This is a genomic window from Pyxidicoccus sp. MSG2 (assembly GCF_026626705.1).
Classification (GTDB): domain Bacteria; phylum Myxococcota; class Myxococcia; order Myxococcales; family Myxococcaceae; genus Myxococcus.
In genome coordinates, this window is record NZ_JAPNKC010000001.1 from 7,368,754 (window position 1) to 7,386,361 (window position 17,608).

Annotated in this window: 14 protein-coding genes; 7 read left to right on the forward strand and 7 right to left on the reverse strand. The window is 68.4% G+C overall.

Annotated elements, in window-relative coordinates; genetic code table 11:
* Positions 1 to 2: 2 nt before the first annotated feature.
* Both OV427_RS29050 and OV427_RS29055 read right to left on the reverse strand, forming a co-directional pair.
* Positions 3 to 563, reverse strand: coding sequence for a pyridoxamine 5'-phosphate oxidase family protein (locus OV427_RS29050; protein ID WP_267859444.1), 561 nt, complete (start codon positions 561 to 563; stop codon positions 3 to 5).
* Positions 564 to 628: 65 nt separating this feature from the next.
* A complete protein-coding gene (locus tag OV427_RS29055; protein ID WP_267859445.1) occupies positions 629 to 1,687 on the reverse strand; it encodes an SDR family oxidoreductase in 1,059 nt (352 codons plus the stop codon).
* Between the two features lie 113 nt (positions 1,688 to 1,800).
* On the opposite strand from OV427_RS29055, the gene OV427_RS29060 reads away from it, so the two are divergent.
* The 3 genes from OV427_RS29060 (at position 1,801) to OV427_RS29070 (ending at position 5,418) form a co-directional block, all read left to right on the forward strand.
* On the forward strand, positions 1,801 to 2,706 hold the full coding sequence (locus OV427_RS29060) for a LysR family transcriptional regulator (protein WP_267859446.1): 906 nt from the start codon (positions 1,801 to 1,803) through the stop codon (positions 2,704 to 2,706).
* A gap of 273 nt (positions 2,707 to 2,979) precedes the next feature.
* A complete protein-coding gene (locus tag OV427_RS29065; protein WP_267859447.1) occupies positions 2,980 to 3,795 on the forward strand; it encodes a hypothetical protein in 816 nt (271 codons plus the stop codon).
* A 180-nt stretch (positions 3,796 to 3,975) separates the two neighbouring features.
* Positions 3,976 to 5,418: a right-handed parallel beta-helix repeat-containing protein gene (locus tag OV427_RS29070; protein WP_267859448.1), complete on the forward strand. Its 1,443-nt coding sequence runs from the start codon at positions 3,976 to 3,978 to the stop codon at positions 5,416 to 5,418.
* A gap of 56 nt (positions 5,419 to 5,474) precedes the next feature.
* Here the strand turns inward: OV427_RS29070 and OV427_RS29075 are convergent, their stop codons facing one another.
* Positions 5,475 to 7,415 carry a bifunctional metallophosphatase/5'-nucleotidase gene (locus tag OV427_RS29075; protein ID WP_267859449.1) on the reverse strand — a complete coding sequence of 647 codons (1,941 nt, stop codon included), beginning with the start codon at positions 7,413 to 7,415 and terminating at the stop codon, positions 5,475 to 5,477.
* 1,607 nt (positions 7,416 to 9,022) lie between these two features.
* The gene (locus tag OV427_RS29080) at positions 9,023 to 9,475 is read right to left on the reverse strand and encodes a DUF3293 domain-containing protein (RefSeq protein ID WP_267859450.1); all 453 of its coding nucleotides are present in this window, start codon (positions 9,473 to 9,475) and stop codon (positions 9,023 to 9,025) included.
* Positions 9,476 to 9,630: 155 nt separating this feature from the next.
* On the opposite strand from OV427_RS29080, the gene OV427_RS29085 reads away from it, so the two are divergent.
* Positions 9,631 to 10,422 carry a hypothetical protein gene (locus tag OV427_RS29085; RefSeq protein ID WP_267859451.1) on the forward strand — a complete coding sequence of 264 codons (792 nt, stop codon included), beginning with the start codon at positions 9,631 to 9,633 and terminating at the stop codon, positions 10,420 to 10,422.
* A gap of 17 nt (positions 10,423 to 10,439) precedes the next feature.
* Here the strand turns inward: OV427_RS29085 and OV427_RS29090 are convergent, their stop codons facing one another.
* Positions 10,440 to 11,870 carry a M48 family metalloprotease gene (locus tag OV427_RS29090; RefSeq protein ID WP_267859452.1) on the reverse strand — a complete coding sequence of 477 codons (1,431 nt, stop codon included), beginning with the start codon at positions 11,868 to 11,870 and terminating at the stop codon, positions 10,440 to 10,442.
* 197 nt (positions 11,871 to 12,067) lie between these two features.
* Here OV427_RS29090 and OV427_RS29095 point away from each other — a divergent pair, with 197 nt between their 5' ends.
* Positions 12,068 to 12,691 carry a hypothetical protein gene (locus OV427_RS29095; protein WP_267859453.1) on the forward strand — a complete coding sequence of 208 codons (624 nt, stop codon included), beginning with the start codon at positions 12,068 to 12,070 and terminating at the stop codon, positions 12,689 to 12,691.
* Positions 12,692 to 12,698: 7 nt separating this feature from the next.
* Here OV427_RS29095 and OV427_RS29100 read toward each other — a convergent pair whose 3' ends face one another.
* Entirely contained in the window at positions 12,699 to 13,217 is a 519-nt protein-coding gene (locus OV427_RS29100) for an ester cyclase (RefSeq protein WP_267859454.1), read from the reverse strand.
* A gap of 210 nt (positions 13,218 to 13,427) precedes the next feature.
* Here OV427_RS29100 and OV427_RS29105 point away from each other — a divergent pair, with 210 nt between their 5' ends.
* A complete protein-coding gene (locus OV427_RS29105) occupies positions 13,428 to 14,525 on the forward strand; it encodes an AAA family ATPase (protein WP_267859455.1) in 1,098 nt (365 codons plus the stop codon).
* Positions 14,522 to 15,190 carry a DUF4276 family protein gene (locus tag OV427_RS29110; RefSeq protein ID WP_267859456.1) on the forward strand — a complete coding sequence of 223 codons (669 nt, stop codon included), beginning with the start codon at positions 14,522 to 14,524 and terminating at the stop codon, positions 15,188 to 15,190. Before OV427_RS29105 ends, OV427_RS29110 begins: the two co-directional genes overlap by 4 nt.
* A 46-nt stretch (positions 15,191 to 15,236) precedes the next feature.
* Here the strand turns inward: OV427_RS29110 and OV427_RS29115 are convergent, their stop codons facing one another.
* A complete protein-coding gene (locus tag OV427_RS29115; protein ID WP_267859457.1) occupies positions 15,237 to 17,576 on the reverse strand; it encodes an acyl-CoA dehydrogenase in 2,340 nt (779 codons plus the stop codon).
* Between the last annotated feature and the right edge of the window lie 32 nt (positions 17,577 to 17,608).

Consider the following 17,608-nt stretch of genomic DNA (forward strand, 5'->3'; position numbering starts at 1 on the left):
GGTCAGGCGTTCTCGTCGAGGAGGCCGGTCGGCAGCCCGTCGAGGCTGCGGACGTTCTTCTGGCGCCGGTAGGTGTCGAGGCCCTCTGGTCCCTTGGCCTCGGCCCACTTCGTGAGCGTGGGGCGCTCACCTTCGAACGCGTAGAGCGGCACGGCATAGCCGCACGAGGTCTGCACCAGCTCGAGGTCGAGCAGGATGATCTGCCGCGCGCCGAGCGGCTCCTCGCCGCCGAAGTGGGCGGTGAGCACGCGCGTGTAGTCGGGGCCGCCACGACGGAGGGTCCGGCCGCGCCCGTAGAGGCGCAGAATCATGGGTGGCCCCTCGAAGGCGCAGAACATGAGGGTCAGCCTCCCGTCCGCGAGCAGGTGCGCGGCCGTCTCGTTGCCGCTGCCGGTGAGGTCGAGCCAGGCGACCGTCTTCTCGTCGAGCACGCGGAGCGAGTCGAGCCCCTTGGGTGAGAGATTCACGTGCCCGGTGGACGCGGCGGACGCGGTGAAGAACAGCCGCTGACGCTGGATGAACTCACGGTGGGCGGGCTCGAGCTGGGGGAACTGCCTGGCCATGCGGTGGACCTCCTCCCGCAGGGTAGTCCCTTTGGCCTCCCCCGGCCGTGTGGGTGTGCGGCGGCTCAGGGGATGACGCGGCGGCGCCGGAAGTCGTCGAAGATGCCCAGGAACATCGCCTCCGTGTCCACGTACTCGTGGAAGCCGAAGCGGCGCGCCTTCGAGCCGTCGGCGAACATGTCGTAGTTCCAGGAGAAGACGAAGTCGCCGAAGCGCCAGGAGGACACGTCCTTATAGGCGTGCCGCTCCAGGCCGTGCTTCTCCTGCATGCGCTTCCACAGCGGCTCCTTGTCGGCCATGACGACGTCCAGCGACATGGGCAGCGGCGGGGCGACCTCCAGGCCGAAGTGGCGGGCGATTTTCGGCCACAGCTCGCTCCACCGGAACAGGTCGCCGTTGTTGATGTTGAAGGCCTGGTTGGCGCAGCGCTCGTCGGTGGCGGCCCAGACCGTGGCCTTCGCCAGCAGCCCCGCGTCCGTCATCTCCAGCAGCGAGTCGTACGCGCCCGGCTTGCCGGGGAAGCGCAGCGGCAGCCCCAGCTCCTTGGAGATGGCGGCATACACGGCGATGACCATCGCCAGGTTCATCGGGTTGCCGAGCGCGAAGCCGCACACCACGGACGGGCGGATGGCGGACCAGCTCCACGCCTTGCCCTTCTGCCGCGCCTCCAGGAAGGCCTGCTGGTCCACGTTGAACTCGGGCGGCATGTGGTTCGCGTCCGTCTCGCGGGCCGGCGTCTTGAACGGGCCCAGGTGCGCGCCGTAGACCTTGTAGCCCTGCATCAGGCTGACGTGCCGCAGGCCGGGGGCGATGGGCTCCACGGCGTCGACGACGTTGACCAGCATCGCGAGGTTGGGCGGCACCAGCTCCGCCCAGGTCGGCCGGTCCTGGTACGCGGCGTAGAAGAGGTGCGTGACGTAGATGAGGTCGCCCAGCTTCGCGCGGCAGTCGGCCGCGTCGAGCAGGTCCACCGCCACGTGCCGGACGCGGCCCTCCGCGGGGCCGCCCCGCCGCGACAGGCCGATGACGTCCCAGTCGCCGAGCGACGCGAGGTGGTTGACGAGGTTGCGGCCGATGACTCCCTGGGCTCCGACGACCAGGGCGACCTTGTTCTTCGGACTCATGAGCCTGACTCCCGTGGAAATGGCGCGGGCGCGCGAACGCTCCTGATAATGGGCTCCGCACCGCTCGTGGACCGCACAGGCTCACGGCATAGGACTTGTGAGGTGAATTCACGATGGCGCGTCTGGACGTCAACCGCTCGGGAGAGATGGAGGTGTTCGTGAAGGTCGTCGACCTGGGCGGCTTCTCCGCCGCGGCGCGCGCGTTCCGGATGACGCCTTCCGCGGTGAGCAAGCTCGTGGCCCGCCTCGAAGGACGGCTGGGCGCCCGGCTGGTGAATCGCTCCACGCGGAAGCTCCAGCTCACCCCGGAGGGCGTCACCTTCTACGAGCGGAGCGTCCGCGTCCTCGCCGACCTGGAGGAGGCCGAGCGCGGGGCCGCCACGAGCACCACGCCGAGGGGCCTGCTGCGCGTCAACGCGAGCGTGCCCTTCGGGAGGCACTTCCTGCTGCCCCTCGTCCCCGAGTTTCTCGCCCGCCACCCGGCCGTCTGCCTGGACCTCGTCCTCACCGACGCGGTGGTCGACCTCCTGGAAGAGCGCACGGACGTGGCGATTCGCAGCGGGCCGCTCAAGAGCTCCGACCTCGTCGCACGCAAGCTGGGCGAGACGCGCATGGTCATCGTCGGGGCGCCGGCCTACCTGAAGCGCGCCGGCACTCCGGCGACGCCGAGGGAGCTGGCGCGGCACAACCTGCTCCGCTTCGGCTACGCGCGCGCGGTGGAGGGTTGGCCGCTCGTGGAGCGGGGAGCGCCCATCACGGTGATGCCACGCGGCAATGCCCACGCGAGTGACGGCGAGGCCCTGCGCCAGCTCGCGCTCGGAGGGCTGGGACTTGCCCGGCTCGCCGCGTTCCAGGTGAAGGAGGACATGGCTGCGGGCCGGCTCGTGGCCGTGCTGGAGGACTTCAACCCCGGAGACACCGAGCCCATCCACGCCGTGTTCCTTGGCGCGGGCGGCCAGCTCCCCGCCCGTGTGCGGGCCTTCCTGGACCACCTGGCCGCGAAGGTGCGGCTGGACTGAAGCGCCGTCGTCCGGCAGCCGCGCGCCGTCGGCGGTTTGCTTGCGACAATTTTCCGGGCCTGGCGTTTACCTGATGTCGACACCTGGAGCCCCGGACACGGGCTCCGGGGAGGACACTGCTGCATCCATTCCCCTCGCCAGGGCTCCGCACGGAGTGTCTGTCGTCGCGCGCCGTGCGCGGACCGCTGGTCGTTCCCTGAGCCGAAGCCGTACCCATCTCCTGCGCTCCGCGGTGTGGCGGACGCATGGACTTTCATTTGTCGGGAGTAGGCAATGTCATTCAGACGCATGCTGCTTGTGATTGCAACCGCGGCGGTTCCCGCCCTGAGCGCCTGTAGCCCTGATGCCTCCGAGGGCGCGACGTCCGTGGATGTCGCCCCCGACGCGCTCGCTTCCGTGGAGTCGCCGGTCAAGATCTGCCCGGTGGATGAACCGGACTGCGTCGGCATCTGCAGCCCCATCCGCGACTACGGCTGCCTGCCCTGTGACTCGACCAACCCGCTGCACTGGTGCTACGAGCCGCCGCCGCCTGTCATCTGCACGCCCGCGGACGGGCTCATCAGCCAGTACCGGGTGCAGCGCACGGGCCAGGAGTCGGGCCAGCAGCCCGAGGTCAACATCCTCCAGGGCAGCGACTGCAACCGCTGGGTCGTCACCGGCATCGGCGGCTCCATCGTCTCCGACAGCAACTACGAGCAGTTGCTCATCCAGTACCGCGAGCTCCACGCGGACGGCACCATGGGTCCGCGCATTCTCTACCGCACGGGCAGCAACCCCTACCGCACCCCGGAGGCCTGGGTGGAGGCGACGGACGGGTACGCCATCGTCGGCGTGGCGGCAGGCCAGCAGGGCTCTCATGACCTGAAGACCCTGACCGGTTATGCCCGCCAGGTGGTGGTGACGCCCTCCGGTGTGCGGATGGCCGGCTCGTACCAACCGCTGTACGGCGGCATCAATCCGTACGGCTCGCTCGATTCCCAGGCCGTCAATCAGACCCCCAACGACAACGAGGTCTTCATCGGTCTGGGCCTGCGCTCGGCCGTGCAACAGACCAAGACGATTGTCGCGTACATCGGCACGCTGCCGTAGCCCGAGCGCGCTCTTCCGCGAAGGCGCCCGCGGCCCGTCCGGCCGCGGGCGCCCCGTGATTCTCCTGGGACGGCGCCAGGGCCGGAGCCTCATCTGGGTGAAGTGGAGTCACGCACCCAGGAGAGGCTCATGAGGTCTGACGGCATTTGCTGCAAGGTTACGAAAGCAACGGAAGTTCAAGTGTGGGCACGGCTGCTCCTCGTAGGGCTGGTGCTTGTCTCCACGAGTACGTGGGCCGCGGAGTTCTGGGTGGACCCGGTGCGGGGCAGTCCCGACGGTGACGGCAGCGCGGCGAGGCCCTGGCGGACGCTGAGAGAGGTCATCAACGACGGACTGGTGGAGAGCCAGAACTGGGAGTCGCTGCCCTATGTCGAGGGCAAGGTGCTGGAGCCCCGGAACGTGGGCGCCCCCGTCAAGGCGGGCGACACGCTGTGGCTGCGCACCGGGTATCACGGCGAGGTGGAGGTCACGAGTCACTACAACACGGGCTACGTGACGGTGGCGGCCGCGCCAGGTGAGGAGCCCCGCCTGGGCAGCCTGCTGGTGCGCTCCAGCGCGTACTGGGTCTTCCGGGGGCTGCACATCAGCTCGGAGTTCATGCCCGTCCCGGAGAAGACCACCCTCGTCGACATCGAGTGGCACAACTACCGGGGGCCGGTGCACCACATCACCCTGGAGGGGAATGTCATCCAGGCGGTGTCCGACATCAGCGGCTTCACCGAGGCCGACTGGGTGGGCAAGGTGGGCCACGGAATCGTCGGCGATGGGTGGAGCCTGGTCCTCCGCGGCAACCACCTGAAGAACGTCAACTACGGCATCCAGGTGGGGGCGTACGACTCCGTGGTGGAGTGCAACACGGTGGAGAACTTCTCCGGAGACGGGCTGCGCGGGCTCGGTGACGACTCCGTGTTCCAATACAACACCGTCAAGAATTGCTACGAGGTGTACAACGACCACCGCGACGGGTTCCAGTCGTGGACGTACGGCCCGGGCGGCGTGGGGACCGGCGAGGTGCGCAACGTCGTCCTCCGGGGCAACTACATCCTCAACTACGAGGACCCGAATCAGCCGTTCCGCTGCGCGCTGCAAGGCATTGGCAACTTCGACGGCACCTTCGTGGACTGGGTCGTCGAGAACAACGTCATCGTCACCGACCACTACCACGGCATCACCTTCATGGGCGCGCGCGGCGTGCGCGTGACGAACAACACCGTGCTGGAGCCCAACGGTGCGGCGGGGCAGCCCGGTCCGCCGTGGATTCGCGTGTCGGAACACAAGAATGGCACCCCGCCCCAGGCCTGCGTGGTGCGAAACAACCTGGCGGCCCAGTACGCGAATGCCGACGTGGGCGTGAGCGAGGACCACAACCTCGTGGTGACAGACCCGGCGGCGTTCTTCGTGAGTCCGGCCACGTATGACCTGCGCCTCAAGCCGGGCTCGCCCGCCATTGACGTGGGGAGCGCCACCCTGGCACCGCTCATCGACATGGAAGGCGTGGCGCGGCCCCAGGGCGCCGGCGTGGACCTGGGCGCGTACGAGTGGCGGCCCTCCTCGCCCCCGGGCGTGACGGCGGGCTCGGGTGTTCCCCAGTGCGCCGCGTTCCAGGCGGGCGCTTCGCGGTAGGAGGAAGGCGCCCCGCCCCCTTCGTGGAAGAAGAGGGCGGGGCGTGAAGCCGGGCGCTACGGCGCGGGCGGCGGCAGGATGCCGATGATGCGGTCCAGCGCGGGGAGAGGAAGCGGGCTCGCCTCGCTGCTGTTCGACTTGAGGTAGTTCTCCAGGGCGTCCGTGTCCACGGCGCCGCCCAGGCGGTTGCGGCCCTCGTTGAGCACCGCGAAGCCGTCACCGCCGGTGGCCAGGAAGCTGTTCACCGTGACGCGGTAGTCGGTGGCCGGGTTGATGACCGCACCGTCCAGGCGCATCTGCGCCGGGTCGATGCGGCTGCCGATGGGCTGGGTGGCGTCGTAGGTGTACGTGAAGCCCACGGACGGTTGGAGGATGCGGGTGATGACGCTGCTGCCCGACTGCTGCCACTGGCGCTCCAGCACCGCTTCAATCTGCGCGCCGGTCAGTGTCAGGGTGACCAGGCTGTTGCCGAACGGCTGCGTGGTGAAGGCCTCGCCGTAGGTGACCTCGCCCGCGGCGATGTCCGCGCGTACGCCGCCCGGGTTCATGAAGGCGATTTGCGCGCCACCCAGGTTGGCGGGCTTCGTGGCGGCGAGCTGCGCGTCCGCGATGACGAAGCCCATGGTGGACTGGCCCACCGGGTCCTTCTGGTTGCCCGGCGTCTGGAGCGTCGCCGCGATATAGCCGATGACCCGGTTGGCGAGCGGGGCGGAGCGCTCCTGGTACTTCGTCACCAAGGCCTTGAGGTTCGTGTCCTCCGCCACGGTGCGCGTGACGATGACGTTGTTGGCCTTCGTCTCCACCACGTCGCCCGTCGCCCGGTCGAGCTTCAGGTCGATGTCGGTGACGAGCCGGCCCACCGAGGCGGCGCTGGTGACGAGCTTGCCGTCGATGAGGCAGTTGTAGGCGTTGTGCGTGTGGCCGCTGACGATGACGTCCACCTCGTCGTCGATGCCCTTGGCGATGTCCACGATGGCGCCGGAGATGAGGCCGTCCGTGGTGCCCGTGCCCTTGCACTCGTTGACCAGCGCGCCCGTGGCCGCGACGCCACCCTCGTGGACGACGACGACGATGGCCTCCACGCCCTGCTGCTTCAATTCCGGGACGAGCTTGTTGACCGTCTCCACCTCGTCCTTGAAGGACAGGCCGGACACGTACGTGGGCGTCACGATTTCGGGCGTGCCCTCCAGCGTCATGCCGATGAAGGCCACCTTCACGCCCTCGAAGGTGCGGATGTCATAGCGGGGGAAGAGCGTGCGGTCCGCGGCGGTGGCCACGTTGGCGGCGAGGTACTTGAACCGCGCGCCCTCGAAGCCGTCCCCGTCCTGGCAGCCGTCCACCGGGTGGCAGCCGCCCGCCTGCATGCGGAGCAATTCGGGGCTGCCCTCGTCGAACTCGTGGTTGCCCACGGCGACGAGGTCGATGCCAATCTGGTTCATCGCCTCGATGGTGGGCTCGTCGTGGAAGAGCGCCGATAGGAGCGGCGTGGCGCCGATGAGGTCACCCGCGGACACCACCACCGTGTTGGGGTTCGTCTCGCGCAGGTCCTGGATGTGCTTCGCGAAGTACGTCACGCCGCCCGCATTCACCCGGTCCGGTCCGCCGTCGGGCAGGACGCCTGTCTGAATCTGCCCGCCGCTGCCCGCGGGCGCCTCGAGCTGCCCGTGGAAGTCATTGAACGCGAGAATCTGCACGCTCACCGTGGTGGGGCCGGCGTCCGTGCCGGCATCGGTGCCCGCGTCCGTGGTGCCGGCATCGGTGCCCGCGTCCGTCGCGGGCTGCTCGGTGGGGCGCGTCTCGCACGTCTTGTTGATGCAGACCCACTCCTGTCCTTGAGAGGGCGCGCCATTGTTGTCGGTGCAGTCTGCGGCGCTTTCACAGTCGTCGCTGCCGCAGCCGGCGTGGGCGAAGAGGAGCAGGCCGGTGACGAAGGCTCCGGCGAGCAGGAAGGTGCCAGGCCGCGCGCCGAGGCGCGGTGGGGATGAGGTCGATTGCATCGCAGCGGCTCCTGGAGCGGGAGGATGGGGGGACCCGCTCGGGTCGGCGGACCTTGTCGTAACCGTGTGGCGACTGCGTGAAGCCTCCGCAGCGATTCCGTATCGCGCTGAGTTCTTCCTGACGTGAGGTTTGGAGCGGTGGCGCTCATCCTCCTGGCGTTCTGTGCGATAATGTGATGCCAGTGGTAGGTGGCTCTGAAGCCGAGGCTTCCCTGTTATCGGACCGGTCCTATTGACCAGGCACATCTGGAAATCGAAGTCGGGAGTGCTCGCAGTCAGTCTGTTGCTCGGAACCCTCTATGCCCTGCCAGGATGGTTCCACCTGCTCGACTGGGGGCATCACACGGTCGCCGTGGAGAAGCTGCGGTCCGGCGACTTCGCGTGGACGACGTCACGTCGGGTCGTCGTGAGTGCCCGACCCGATATCGAGTCGGCGTATGAATCTTCCGTGATGACTCGTGGAGGAAGGGATCGCTGGCTCTGCGTTCCGCTGCTTCCTTCGGAGGGGCCTGCAAGCGCCGCCAGCGAGTCAGTCTGGGCCCTCATTCCCATTGAAGAGAGCGCCGAGGCTGCAGCGGGAACGCTCGCTTACCGGAAGAGCTTCGAGGGCGTGCTGCGGAACGTGCTGTGGGAGCAGCAGGAAAGCGAGGGACGGCTGACAGGACCTGAACGGCCCTATGGGTATGCAGGTGCGATGGTCGTTCAGGTCGGGAGTAATCCGCAGACGGACCTGGCTTCCATCTTCGGGGCATACCTGTTGTTTGTTGGAGTCGGAGTCTTGGTCCTGCTGGTGCCGCGACTGACAAGGTCACCTCCAGTCACTGGCGGGCCGCGGGCGAGTCCTCAATGAACCGCCGCTCCGCAGGCGCGCCCACACGGCCCACCTGCTCCTCCATGCTGGGCTACAAGACACCTGCGGAGGTCGGAGCTCGCCGTGCCCATGCCTGCCCCGCAGCATCATCCACGCGCACGGCATCAACAGCTCCGCAGGACTCTCGTAACGCGTGGCCCGAAGAATGGTGGCAGGTCATATCATGATATCGATTTGTGCTGGGCTTGCAATCCTTGGCCTTTGCTTTCCAGTGCCGGGATATTCGATTGGAAGCGTGAAGGATGCGGGCTGGGTGAACCAATCAGAGGAAAAAGACACCTGGTCGTCCGTACACATGTTCGCCTCGAATGCGTACCGTCTCGGAGCGCTCGTTGAGGGCGACCTGAGGCGCGTGACGAGTGTATGGCTACGGGAGTCACGCGCGTCGGACCGCGAAGCGCCCGACTCTCCCTTGCGCCGCGCCCTCGCACAGGTTTGTGGTGGTGCGAAGGAAGGGAAGCCGTGCCGCCTCCAAGGGTATTCGTTCTGGCGAATGGAATGTGGAGGAGGGTGGCTGCTGTATGCGACAAGCATGAGCCCAGAGCGGAAACAGCTTGAGGAGAGTTGCAAGAGTTTCGGGCGGCTTTTGGAGTAAGCGTTCTTTCCTCCGAATCGGCGTGAGCGCCGATCAGTGAGCCGAGAGTGACGCCATTGCCGAGAACTGGGGTCGTTACACGCCCTTGGTGCCGGACGGCATCTGCAGGGGAATGAGTTCCAGGTAATTATCGCTGCTTCGTCAGCGCTCCGTGTGCGAGGCCACGCAGAACAGCAACTCCGCTGACTCGCCCACACGGCCCACCAGCACCGCCACCTGTCCGTAGGCGCGGCCCAGGCGCTCGGCTTCCGCGCACGGTAGAGCCGGGACGAAGAGGCTGTCCTCGGACCAGCTTTCGTCCTCCGCTACGCCGGTGGCATCCACCACTTCCCAGCCTCCCGCCGCCAACTCCGACTTCAGCTGCTGCTGGGCCCGGTCGTTCTCGTCCTTGTTTCGCGGGCGTGAGCCCGGGTTCCACGCCGTCAGGAAGGCCCACTCGCGGTGGCCCCGTGCGGTCAGCGCGGTGTCCAGCTCGGGGTGGAGCACGCCCACTCGCAACACCCACTCCTTTCCTCCCGTGAAGGCGTGGGGCCGGATGACGTAGCGCGTTGCCCGGTAGGCCTCTTCGAGTCGCTTCCGCTCTGCGTCGTTCATGCGCGGTCTGTCTTTCGCCTCGCCGTGCGGGTCTCCCTCGACCTCTGATTGGCGAATCCAGTTTCTGTTAATTCTTGTGAATATCGGGACCCTCGCGACGTCCGAGAGGCCTGCCACGTTCCATTGCGGAGCGTTCTGTTTCGAGGGGAAAGCAAATGATGCGTCGAGTCGTCGCGGGTGCCGCGCTGTTCATGGCGTTTGGAACCGGCTGTGTCTCTGTCAGCCAGGTGCAGACGGCGGACACGCTGGGTTCGGGCAAGTTCCAGTTCGGCATCGAGCCCGGTGTCGGCGGCGCGGCCGTCATCAATGACGACGTCGGCGGCGGCAGCATCTACTACCCCCACGTCGACCTGTCCGCGCGCTATGGAGTGTCCGACAGCGTGGACCTCGGCGTCCGTTTCGGCTCGTCCCTGGTGGAGCTGCAGAGCAAGTTCCTGCTGACCGACCCGCGAGACCCGGGCAAGGCCATCTCCCTGGCGCCCTCCGTGTCGGGCGTGTTCCTGGGCTCCGGCAGCGACACCACCAGCATCAGCTACGTCAACGTGGCCCTGCCGCTGCTGGTGGGCTTCAAGACGAGCGGCGGCTCGGAGTTCGTGCTCGGGCCCCGCGTCACCGGCACCCGCCTGTCCGGCAACGCGCTGGATGAGGGCGCCGCCGTCAACATCCTCAGCGTGGGCGCCTCCGTGGGCTACGCGCTGCGCGTCACCGAGGGCTTCCGCCTGATGCCCGAGGTCGGCGTGTCCGTGCCCGTGCTGGGCGAGGTCAACACCACTCAGTCGGACTCCGAGACGGCCTCCGGCTTCGGCGGCGGCTTCGTGCAGTTCAAGCTGGGCTTCCTGTTCGGCGGCGGTCGTCCCATCAACCGCAGCGCCAGCATCGACTCCGAGGACATCGACCACGGCACCGACGAGAGCGGTGACGCGGACAAGGACGGCTACGAGGATTGAGGTCGCCGCCCCGCGCGTTACGGCGCGGGCTTCACGCCTCCCGTGACGCGCTTCACCGTGTGGCCCGCGGGCAGCGTGTCCCCGGGCTGCACGCCGTTGATGAGGGCCACCTCCTCCACGGGAATGGTGGAGGGGTGCTTCTGGTGGAACTCGCGCACCGTCATGGGCGCTTCGAGTTTCACCAGCTCGATTCGGGCCGGCTGCACGGCCAGCGCCGCCGGGTCCGTCAGCTCGCCGAAGCTGTTGAAGGTGTCGCGGATGGCGCTGTCGTACGCCGGCAACTGCGCCGCCGTCGTGTAGCCGAGCAGCTGAAATGTCGCGCCCGCGTGTGTGAAGAAGGTGGTGGCGCCCCTGATGGTGCCCTGCTCCGTCTGCGCCTGGAAGTACACCGAGCCCGCCGGGTAGCCCGTGGCCGGCGTGTCCATCACCTGGATGCCCTGCTGCGTGACGAAGGCCTTCAGCGCCTCCTGGGGTGACACGTTGCCCGCCGTCGCCAGCCCGAGGAGGGCTTCCTCCTGGGGGCTGACGGCGAGCACCGCCTGCGTCTGGTTCGCCGTCTTCCAGTCCTGCGGGAAGGTGAGCTGGAAGCGCAGGCCCGGGTGGAGGAAGCGGCTGCCCTGGAAGAAGCCCTGGCGTGGGTCTTCTCCGTAGGCCATGCCCTGGAGCATGGCGAGGTACTCCTCTCGCCGCTGCTTCAGGCGGGTGAAGTCCACGTTGGCCTGCTCGGCGCGCGCTCGAGCCGTCTGGACGCGCTCGCCCGGGTCGGGGTGCGTGGACAGCCAGGAGGGCAGGCCGCCTCCGGCGGACTCACCGACGCGGCCGAGGGTGACGAAGACGTTGGCCGCCTCGCGCACGTCGTAGCCGGCCTGCAGCATGTAGCGGAAGCCCAGCTCGTCGGCCTGGCGCTCGTCGTCGCGGCCGTACTTGAGGAACAGGAGCTGGAGGCCCGCCGCGGCCAGCCCGCCATACTTCGCGAAGTCCTCGCTGAGGACGCTGCCCACCACGAGGCCGACCTGCGCGAGCTGCGCCTGGGAGAGCTGCTCCACGGAGTGCCGCGCGGTGATGTGGCCGATTTCGTGCCCCAGCACCGACGCCAGCTCCGCCTCCGAATTGAGGTGGGTGAGCAGCCCCCGGGTGACGAAGACGGGGCCGCCCGGCAGCGCGAAGGCGTTGACCACCGGGTCTTCCACCGCCTGCACCGTCCACGGCAACTCCGGCCGCTCCGAGCGGCGCGCCATGGGCAGGCCCACCGCTGCCACGTACTCCTGCACCTTCGGCACGTCGAGCAGGCCGATGGACTGTTTCACCTCCAGCGCGCCCTGCTTGCCGAGGGAGATCTCCTCGTCCTGGGACACGAGGGACAGCATGCGCTTGCCGGTGGCGGGGTTGCGCACGCAGGCGGTGAGCGCGAGCAGCACGAGGGACAGCACCCGGAGTCGTGCGGGCATGAGACCTCCTGAAAGGGCGGAGCCCCGGGAAGGCCGGGCCCGGAGCCGGGGTTCGACTTAGGGCAGAGAGGCCCGTGAGGACCACGGGCGGTGCGGATGTGGTGTCACTGCCGGACAGAAGGGCGCGCGGACGGGCCGGTCTTCCGTTACGTTCAGCTCTTCCCGGCGCGCGGGTTGCACGGACAGGAGGCTCTCGGATGGACACGCTCGAGGCACGGATGGAGCGGCTGGAGCGCCGCTGCCGGCGGTGGCAGGGGTTGACGTTCGCCGCGCTCGCGCTGGCCGGACTGGGGCTGGGCGCGGCGGCGCTGAAGGACACGGCGGTGCCGTCCGGGGAGTTGGTGGCGTCCCGGCTGGTGCTCACCGACGCGCGCGGGCGCACCCGCGCCACCCTGGGCACCGACGAGGCCGGCAACGCGGCCCTGGTGCTGCGCGACGGCGCGGGCAAGCCTCGTGCGCTGCTGGGCGTGGGCGAGGACGGCTCGCCGAAGCTGCGCTTCTCCACCGCGGCCGGCGAGTCGCTCGCGGAGCTCACCGTGTACTCCGACGAGGCGCCGCGCCTGACGCTGTCCAAGCCCGGTGGCGCGGACCTGTTCTCCGTGGGGCTCCAGGTGGACGGCTCGTCGCGGCTGGAGCTGGCGGATGCCAATGGGCGGCCACGCGCGATTCTGGGCGCGGACGAGCACGGCGCGCCCAACCTGCTGCTGGTGGACCGGCGCGGTCAGGCGCGCGTGGCGCTGCGGGTGAATGCGTCCGACGCGGCCAGCCTCGTGGTGGAAGGGCGCGACGGCGAGGTGTTCCGCGCGCCCGGCGTGCAGTGACGGCGCGTCACGGCTTCGGAGGCACCACCTTGTAGCCGCGCTGGAGGAGGGGGGAGAGCCGGTCCGAGATGTCCCAGGCCTCCACCACCTTGCCGTCGCGCATGCGGTACAGCGACTGCCCGTCGAGCATGAGCGGCTTCGGCTTGCCCGTCTCGTCCAGGTTCTTCGGGTCCGAGCCCAGGGCCTTCCAGTGCACCACCACCATGTCCCCGTCCGCGACGAGGTGGAGGATGTCGAACTTGAGGTCGGGGAACTGCTGGAAGCTGGCCTCGGCCTGCTGGCGCACCAGGGCCGGGCCCCCGGCTCCCGGCGGTGTGCCCGGTGAGTGGTCCACGAAGTCCTGGGCGATGTACTCGGGGATGCGGTCCAGCTTGCGCAGGTTGTAGAGCTCCTCGGTGAGCAGCCGCGCGCGCTCCTTGTTCTGCTCTTCCAGCGCGGCGGCGCGCTCCACGGGGGACAGGGTGGCGCAGCCGGACAGCCACCCCAGCGCACAGAGCCACAGCGTCACATGTCGGGTCATGGGCATGGGGACGGGGAGTCTGCCCGGGCCACCGCAAGCCCGTCAGCGCCCGGACCCCGCAACCGTTCACCTCATGGCGCCTATGGGGGTAAGAGGCGGGGGCCCTGTTGGATCCTCTGCACACCCTGGTGCGTGAGCCAGTCCCTTCCCGTCTGGGGGCCGGTGCGATAAGCGGGGATATCGCCGCACTGCATCGACTCTTGGAGCGATTCCGTCATGGCCCAACTCGAGAAGCTGACCATCAAAGGCTTCAAGTCGATCCGGTCGCTGGAGGGGCTGGAGCTTCGTCAGCTCAACGTGCTCATCGGAGCGAACAGCGCGGGCAAGAGCAACTTCATCGCGTTCTTCCGGCTCTTGAATGAGCTGATCGAGGGACGGCTGCAGCTCCATGTGGCCCAGCGAGGGGGACCGGACGCACTGCTGCACTACGGGCGTAAGAAGACTCCCGAACTCAAGGCCGAATTCTACTTTGCGAAGAATGGCTACTTTCTTGAATTGATGCCGACGGCTGACAACCGGCTCATCTTCTCGCAGGAAGTCTTCTGGTTCGAAGGTGAGTACTATCCTACTAAACGTACAATTGGTTCAGGGCACACCGAGAGTCGAGCTCCGGCTCAACTAATTACGGGAAGCACTCACCAACGGCTTGCGAAATACATCGTCCCAGTCATCCAGTCTTGGCGGGTGTACCACTTTCACGACACGAGCGACGCGGCGAACGTCAAGCGGGTAGGGGCGCTCAACGACAACCTCTTCTTGCGCGCGGACGCGGGCAATCTGGCGGCCTTCCTATATCGGTTGCAGGTGCAGCACTGGGCTGAGTACGAGCGCATTCGCGACGCGGTCCGGCAGGTGATGCCCGCCTTTGACGACTTCCTGCTGCGCCCGTCGCCGCTCGCCCCCAACTCCATTGAGCTGGAGTGGCGGGAGCAGGGCTCCGACTTCCCATTCCTGGCGCACCATCTGTCGGACGGGACGTTGCGGTTCATCTGCCTCGCGACGCTGTTGCTCCAGCCCGAACTTCCCGCCACCATCCTCATCGACGAGCCGGAGCTGGGCCTTCATCCCTACGCCATCAATGTCCTGGCTTCCCTCCTGCGAAGCGCTTCGACCCGGACCCAGCTCATCGTTGCGACCCAGTCCGTGACCCTCATCGACCTGCTGGAACTGGAGGACCTCATCGTCGTGGAGCGGCACGGCGGACAGTCGACGTTCAAGCGGCTCTCCTCCTCGGAGTTCGCGCAGTGGATGGAGGAGTACAGCCTGGGCGAGCTGTGGATGAAGAACGTCTTGGGCGGGAGGCCCTCCCGGTGATTCGGCTGAACATCATCGTCGAAGGGCAGACCGAGGAGACCTTCGTGCGGGACCTGCTCGCTCCCCACCTGGGAGAGCATCAGGTCTTCACGGTGGCTCGTTGTGTCGAGACGGGGCGCCGCAAGCAGCGCATCTACCGGGGCGGACTGGTCAGCTATGCCAAGGCCCGACAGGACATCCTGCGTTGGCTGTCGCAGGACCCGCAGGCGCTCGTCTCCACCATGTTCGACTACTACGCCCTGCCCGATGATTTCCCGCAGCCCGCCGTGCTTCGGGGCGGCACCCCCATCCTGGAATGGGTAGCGATGCTGGAGGCGGCCCTGGCCGCCGATATAGGAGGGGGCTCCCGCTTCGTGCCGTACATCCAGGCCCACGAGTTCGAGGCGCTCCTCTTCAGCGACGTGGATGCGACGAGCCAGGTCCTCGGTGCCTCCCCTGCACAGCTTCAGCAGCTCCAGAAGATTCGCGGGGACTTCGAGACGCCCGAGCACATCAACGACTCACGGGAGACTGCCCCGTCCAAGCGGCTCATCCAGCTCTTCCCAGCGTACGACAAGACCTTCTTCGGCCCGGCTGCGGTGAGCCGGATCGGCCTGGCCGCAGTCCGGCGCGAGTGCACTCACTTCGCGAGCTGGCTGACGCGCCTGGAGCGTCTGTCCGTATAGGCCAAGGACAGCGAAGCCACCGGAGGGTGAGCCCCGGTGGCCCCAGTCATGGCGCCAGCCGGCCCAGGCCGATGGGCGCGGCGAGGCTGGTGTCCGGAATCCCAAACGCGTCCACCAAGGCCACCGCGTCCGGCCGCACCTCCGCGCACAGCCGCTCCACCTCTTTGCGGATGGCCCTCGCCTTGGACCCCTCCAGCAGCCCGTGCTCCAGGAACCAGCCGCTGGCCGACTCCAGACACGACAGGCCATAGAGGTCGCACAGCCGTCCCAGCACCGTCTTCAGCCCCGGCTCCTGCACCGCCGCCACGCCCTTGAGGAACTGCTCCAGCACCAGCCGCTCCACGTGCGCGTGCGCCAGCGCGAGCAGGTGCTCCTGGCACTGGTTGAAGGCCTCGAACGCCTCCACCCCCGCGCCCAGCCGCTTGCGCAGCCGCCGCGACACCGAGGCCAGCAGGTCATCCTCTCGGTAGCGCAGCACGCGGAGCTGGAAGTCGCCGTCGCGCAGGTGCTCGCTCTCCGTGCGGCGCGTGGTGAAGGGGTTGCGCTCCACCACCCCCACGGCCCGGTCCGCCAGGAGCTTCAGCACCGCGAAGACGCGGTCGTCCTCGAAGCGCTGCCGGTAGCCCGTGAGCAGGCCCTTGGCGACGAGCTGCATCAGCACCGTGTTGTCGCCCTCGAAGGTGGTGAACACGTCCGTGTCCGCCTTCAGCGCCGGCACCCGGTTGGCCGTCAGGTAGCCCTGGCCGCCGCACGCCTCGCGCGCTTCCTGGAGCACCGCCGTGGTGTGCCACGAGGCGTAGGCCTTGAGGCCCGCCGCGAGCGCCTCCACCTCGCGCGCGTCCTCCTCCGTGCGCTTCACGTACCGCTCCACCAGGTACTCCAGCGCGAAGTCCAGCGCGTAAGTCTTCGCCAGCGGCTTCAGGAGCCGCAGCTGGTGCGTCTGGTGGTCCAGCAGCCGCACCTCCTGCGCGCCCACCGGGCCGAACTGGCGCCGCATGTCGCCGTAGCGCACGGCAATCGTGAGGCCGCTCTTGGCCGCGCTCAGCGCCGCGCACGCCACGCTCACCCGGCCCGCCACCAGCGTGCCCAGCATGGTGAAGAAGCGCTTCGAGTCCCCGGGAATGGTGCTGTGGTACTCGCCCTTCGCGTCCACCTGGCCGAAGCGGTCCAGCAGATTCTCACGCGGGACGCGCACGTGGTCGAACCAGATGCGGCCGTTGTCCACGCCGTTGAGGCCCATCTTCTCGCCGCAGTCTTCAATCCGGATTCCCGGCAGCACCTTCCCCTGCGTGTCGCGCAGCGGCACCAGCAGCGCGTGCACGCCCAGCGCCTTGCCGCCCACCTCCAGCTGGGCGAAGACCGTGGCGATGCGCCCGTGGCGCGCGGCGTTGCCAATCCACTCCTTGCGCGCGCCGTCCGAGGGCGTGTGCACGATGAACTCGCCCGCCTCCGTGTCGTAGCGGGCCGTCGTCTCCACGTCGCGCACGTTGGAGCCGTGGCGCAGCTCGCTCATGGCGAAGCAGCCGGGCAGCTCTAGCGAGGCCACCTTCGGCAGGTACTCGCGGTGATGCCGCTCCGTGCCGAGGAAGAGGATGCTCGCGCCGAAGAGGCCGAAGTGCACGCCCGCCTTCACTACGAGGCTCAAGTCGAAGAAGGCCAGCGTCTCGAACGCGGCGATGAAGGCGCCCAGGTCCGCGCGCGTCTCGTCCCCTTCCGGGTAGGCGATGCGGCCCAGGCCCTGGTCCGCCAGCGCCTTCAGCCAGGAGAAGACCCTGTCGCGGTACGCGTCCGTGTCGTGCGTGTCCGTGTAGCGGAAGGCCGGCGCCTCCAGCCACGCGCGCACCTTCTGGCGGGCCTCGGGGTACTTGCGGTCCAGCACCGCGCGCAGCGCCTCCGGGTCGAAGGAGGTCGTCTCCGTGGGGCCATGGCGCACCGGCGCGGGGGCGGCCGCGGGCACCAGGGAGCGCACGGCCTCCCTGCCGGAGATGCCCAGCGCGTCCTCCAACTGCTTCAGCGCGCGCGCCAGCTCCGGCATGGGCGCGGGCAGCCCGTCCTTCCCCGTGGCCACTTCCGCCAACTGCGCGCCCAGCTCCGCGAGGCTCTGCTGCCCACTATGGGACAGTTGCTCGGCGGTGCGTTGGATGTGCTCCTTCACCACCGCGAGCTCGCCCGCGCTCGGGGGGAAGATGGGGTCCAGCCAGCGCGCCAGCACCATGTTGGAGCGGAGGTCCAGCCAGGGCTGCTGGCGGGCCGCGTCGCCCAGCGCGCGCAGCTCCTCGTGGCTCAGCTCGCCGTCCGTCCAGGCGACGTACAGCATGGGCACGAGCGGCGCGAGGCGGGGAAGCGAGAGCAGCTCGTGCGCCGTCGGATGGGTGTGCTCCACCATGGTTGGCTCTCCAGGAGGCGAGGGAACGGGCG